At 58.2% G+C, this 4052-nt stretch carries 5 protein-coding genes and 1 pseudogene; 5 read left to right on the forward strand and 1 reads right to left on the reverse strand.

Translation table 11 applies throughout. The features are described 5' to 3' along the window. The 3 genes and pseudogenes from ABD002_RS12865 to ABD002_RS12875 all read left to right on the forward strand — a co-directional run. Positions 1 to 1472: RHS repeat-associated core domain-containing protein (locus tag ABD002_RS12865; protein ID WP_343791714.1), on the forward strand; the 1472-nt coding region annotated here is incomplete at its 5' end. Further along, the gene (locus ABD002_RS12870) at positions 1469 to 2092 is read left to right on the forward strand and encodes a hypothetical protein (protein ID WP_343791715.1); all 624 of its coding nucleotides are present in this window, start codon (positions 1469 to 1471) and stop codon (positions 2090 to 2092) included. The genes ABD002_RS12865 and ABD002_RS12870, both read left to right, overlap by 4 nt. Positions 2093 to 2124: 32 nt before the next feature. Then, positions 2125 to 2241, forward strand: a pseudogene (locus tag ABD002_RS12875) (hypothetical protein); the annotation flags it as partial. A 126-nt stretch (positions 2242 to 2367) separates the two neighbouring features. Here the strand turns inward: ABD002_RS12875 and ABD002_RS12880 are convergent. Continuing rightward, positions 2368 to 2610, reverse strand: coding sequence for a hypothetical protein (locus ABD002_RS12880; protein WP_343791721.1), 243 nt, complete (start codon positions 2608 to 2610; stop codon positions 2368 to 2370). Between the two features lie 122 nt (positions 2611 to 2732). On the opposite strand from ABD002_RS12880, the gene ABD002_RS12885 reads away from it, so the two are divergent. Continuing rightward, the gene (locus ABD002_RS12885; protein WP_343791717.1) at positions 2733 to 3428 is read left to right on the forward strand and encodes a hypothetical protein; all 696 of its coding nucleotides are present in this window, start codon (positions 2733 to 2735) and stop codon (positions 3426 to 3428) included. A 381-nt stretch (positions 3429 to 3809) separates the two neighbouring features. Then, positions 3810 to 3989 (forward strand): ribbon-helix-helix protein, CopG family, encoded by a 180-nt coding sequence (locus tag ABD002_RS12890; RefSeq protein WP_343791719.1) that lies wholly within the window; start codon positions 3810 to 3812, stop codon positions 3987 to 3989. Positions 3990 to 4052 lie beyond the last annotated feature (63 nt).

Raw genomic sequence — 4052 nt, forward strand, 5'->3', positions numbered from 1 at the left:
ACACGCTGACGTTCGGCAACACTCGCACGCTGACCAAGACCTACGACCAGGACTATGCGATCTCCTCGATCGCGAGTTCGGTCAGCGGCGGCCTGACGCTCGGGTTGGGGGTCGACGTGATGGGCGATATCACCCGTGCCAGCGCCAGCCTCAATCCAGCCACGCCGGATCGCCGCTATGCCTACGATCCGTTGTATCGCTTGACCACGGCGCAAACCGGCGCGACGCCGCCGGCTCCGCTGGAGAGTTACAGTTACGACAAGACCGGCGATCGGCTGAGTGCGAGCCTGAATGGGGGCGCCGCGCAGGCCTACGCCTACACGGCTGGCACGCACCAGCTGACGAGCGTGGCGGGTGTCGCGCGCACGTACGATTTGAATGGCAACACGACGGCGCAGCACACCGGGCAGCTACCGACACTGAGTTACGACGATCGGAACCGCCTATCGTACGTACATGTCGCCAGTACACCGGGTAGCTCCGTATGCGACCCGATCACCGAAATATGCGCCTCTTACCCGGGCTCCGATACCACCGAGACCTACGCCCTGAATGGCCGCGGCGAGCGGGTGGGCAAATCCCGCACCGTGGTAACTGGCGGCGGCCCGACTCTCACCAGCAGCACGTGGTTCGTGTATGGCGAAAATGGCCAGATGCTCGGCGACTATGCCAAGACCGGCGCGGTGCAGAACGAGTATGTCTACCTCGACAACGTGCCGGTCGCCGTCGTCGCCAGCGGCACGCTGTATGCCCTCGAGACCGACCACCTCGGCACGCCACGGCTCGCGTTCAACCCGACGACCAATGCGACGGTGTGGAGTTGGGACCCGCTGGCGAGTACGTTCGGGACGAACGCGCCGACGGGATCGTTGACGCTCAATCTGCGCTTCCCCGGCCAGTACTACGACTCAGAAACCGGGCTGCACTACAACTACTTCCGCGACTATGAGCCGGGCACCGGGCGCTACATCGAGAGCGATCCGATTGGGCTATGGGGCGGTCTCAACACGTATGCCTATGTCAATGACAATCCGCTGATTGCAAGCGATCCGACAGGGTTGAAAGCACGCATCTGTTGTAGAAAGATCAGCGCTATCCCCGCTCTCGGTCATCTGGTGGTGCATTGCTTTATAGATTCCGATTCCGGTGGTCAAACGGGACTTCACGGCGACTGGGACGATCCTGATGCCGCTAACGGAGAAGCGTTCATTCGGAACAACAATCCATTCAATGATCCGAACGCAGAGGATACGAAATGTGGTCCGTGGACCGACAACTGCGATACCGATGATTGCGTGAAAAAGGCGATCGCCGGGTATCCAAACCCAAGCAAGTACTCTGCAGTCTGGGGGCCGAACAGCAACACATTTGCCTCGACGGTGGCAAGCGCATGTCACTTGAAGAAACCAAATTTTGGCTGGGCTCGCGGGTGGGGACACTCGCCCGCACCGCCGTATGGAGGTGGCAAATGAGAATGCAATTGGCGATGCGCTGGTCGATGGCTCTCCTAGCTCCGCTAGCTCTTGTGACGGCCTGCTATTCGGCGTCGAGCTACAAAGGAGACGGAACCTTGGTGGATCATGGTTCGCGTTACTGGGCCAAACGCTATGAAGTGAATTTGGGCTCGATTGACTTAGCGCAGCCACGTGAATGGCACTTCCGCGCGGCAGGATTGCCGGCTCGCGAGTTCGTCCTTGGTGTGATCCCAGACGCCTCTGACTGTTCGCTTCTAGACTCGACTGTCTCAATTTTGTTCGAAGTCAAGGACGAACAAGGATCGAGCGTAATCCGAGAGGAACAGCCTCTTCGGAAATTGACGTGGGAAAAAGTGCTCGGGCATGAATGCAAATCGCCATTCGGCTATGTCCGGGGGCAGGCTAAGGAGATGCCGGCTCGAAATGGCGATGTGAGCATGCAGCCCATAGTCACTGGGGCTGATTGTGGGAGAGGTACCTACTTCAGCAGCCGGCCTGCTGGAATATATGAAATTACTATCGCCGTTCGGGTGGAAGGTCAGTCATTGCCGGAGGCTCATATGGCAAAAGTCGTTTTGAAGGACGATGGGGCGAACGCGAAAAGTTGTCGAAAGTAATCGCCGTCATTGCGACGAGGTGCGTCAAGGGTGTGGTTGCCCGGCCAGTATTACGATGCCGAGACCGGGCTGAACTACACTACTACCGCGACTACGAGCCGGGCACCGGACGTTACATCGAATCCGATCCTGTTGGACTTAGGGGCGGGTCGAGCACTTATGGCTACGTCGAAGCGAACCCCCTTCGCTACTTCGATAGTGTTGGTCTTGAGGCGCAATGTGGTGGGAATTGCGGTGACGAGCAGAAGAAGAGCATCAAATACGAATGCTTTGGTTCAGGCGGCGCCGCCGCAAAGATCACAGATAAAGCTCTCCGGGACTGTGTTCGCGACAAATGCAGGCGCATGAAAGTGAGTTGTGATGGGAACTGTCCGCAGATGCAATGTCAGCAGCCCAGCGGCGGCGTTAAGAACGTTGGCGTTCCGAACGGTCATGATGGTTCTGGCAATTCCGTCGTTGTGTGCATGAACTCTTCGCTTCCGAACACCGGAGATTGGTGGGGTGTGGTAGCTGTTCATGAATTCGCTCACAAATGTGGCTGGAATCACGGTCAGGGCCTGGGCGTGCCAGGTGACCCAGGACCACCTGGGCCATCGGTTCCATCGACCAGCGTGTGCACGCCAGTACATTGAGGTTGAACATGAATGCTTCGATCCAATGCGGCATCTTGTTTGCACTACTGCTTAATCCAAGCGCAGGGTGGTCAGCGCCAAATAGTGCAGACAAGTGCCTGTCTGTTCAGGGGCCATCGAGCCCGGCTTTGGTTTCCCGAGAATTTCTTGCGGTCGCTATTGATCTTCCCGCTGATGCAAGAGGACCGATCACCTCGACGGATAGTGGAGACTATCTTTGGCAAACGCCAGACGGGGACATACGCGTCTTGTTCGACAAAGATCCATCCGAATGGCCGAATACCAAACTGCTGAAATCCGGTTCTAGCCAGTCGATCAAGCTCTTTCGATGGAAGGATTATGCGAAGAAGGATTTGTTGCTTGGCTATCAGCCTCGAAGCCCATCACAGGATCGCAGCCTCACCATACAGGTTCCAGTAGATTGGAGTTCCTGCGCTTCGATTAGTCGTGCGGTGCAAATAGCGCGATCTGCTCGATTGATAAACGACCCAAGCAAGTTGCTGGTGTCGAATGTTGAACAGAATGAGTCCGGCTTGGTCGCCACAGTGGTGAACGAGCTAGGTGAAAAGAGAACCGTGCGTGAAGGAGATGTCGTCACTCGGGACTCGGGCCGCATCAAGTCGATATCGAAAGATCAGGTTCTTGTTGAGGAATACGTCTGGGGAAGTGGTTGGCGAACAGTGGCGCTCAAGTTTGAAAAGTGACAATAGCGACCTGAGCAAATAGTCAGGCACACCCGACGCATCTGCCGATGGCAGTCAAAGGGGCGCGAAAGCGCCCCTTTTTTATTGCGTCTCAAGAAGTTGCGGTGGCGGCCAGTCCGGCAGCCATGCGCGTCGGTTGGCTGCCGTTGCCCTCAGCGGCCTTGTTCTGACGCGCTCGGCGTGTCTGCCATCGACGGGCTGTCGCAGACGCTGAGATGAGGGTGTGTGCGAATGGCCGAGCCGCCGTGTTCGTTGAACGCGGTGGCGATGTACCCCTCGGAAACGTGCGTCCAAATGTGGGGGTCTCCGACCCGAAAGGGGGTTGTGCGCGGACTATCTTGAAGACGCGCGCTTACGCGCAAGCCAAGGAACCGAGCCTGCATGTCCACCGTGAACGACGAGACGAAAGCCGACCGCCTCACCCTGCGCCTGCCCAGCCATGACCTGGAGCGGCTGCGCGAGCTGGCCCGACGACGACAGATGGATGGGGCGGCGCTGGGCCGCGAAGCGATCCGCGCCTTCCTCGACGGCACCGACCCGCAGGCAGGGCAAGACCGATAACGGGGTCACCATTTCGCCGCCCTCGTCAACCGGTCACAAGATTCCCGCTCCGCGACGAAGAGG

Origin of the sequence: Dokdonella soli, from assembly GCF_039523175.1 — a bacterium.
In the GTDB taxonomy this organism is placed as follows: Bacteria; Pseudomonadota; Gammaproteobacteria; order Xanthomonadales; family Rhodanobacteraceae; genus Dokdonella_A; species Dokdonella_A soli.

Excerpts from the sequence above, each read along its gene's own strand:
- ABD002_RS12885 (WP_343791717.1), top strand. The coding sequence starts at position 2,733 with ATGAATGCTTCGATCCAATGCGGCATCTTGTTTGCACTACTGCTTAAT.
- ABD002_RS12870 (WP_343791715.1), top strand. The coding sequence starts at position 1,469 with ATGAGAATGCAATTGGCGATGCGCTGGTCGATGGCTCTCCTAGCTCCG.
- ABD002_RS12890 (WP_343791719.1), top strand. The coding sequence starts at position 3,810 with ATGTCCACCGTGAACGACGAGACGAAAGCCGACCGCCTCACCCTGCGC.
- ABD002_RS12880 (WP_343791721.1), bottom strand. The coding sequence starts at position 2,610 with ATGAACAGCTACCACACCCCACCAATCTCCGGTGTTCGGAAGCGAAGA.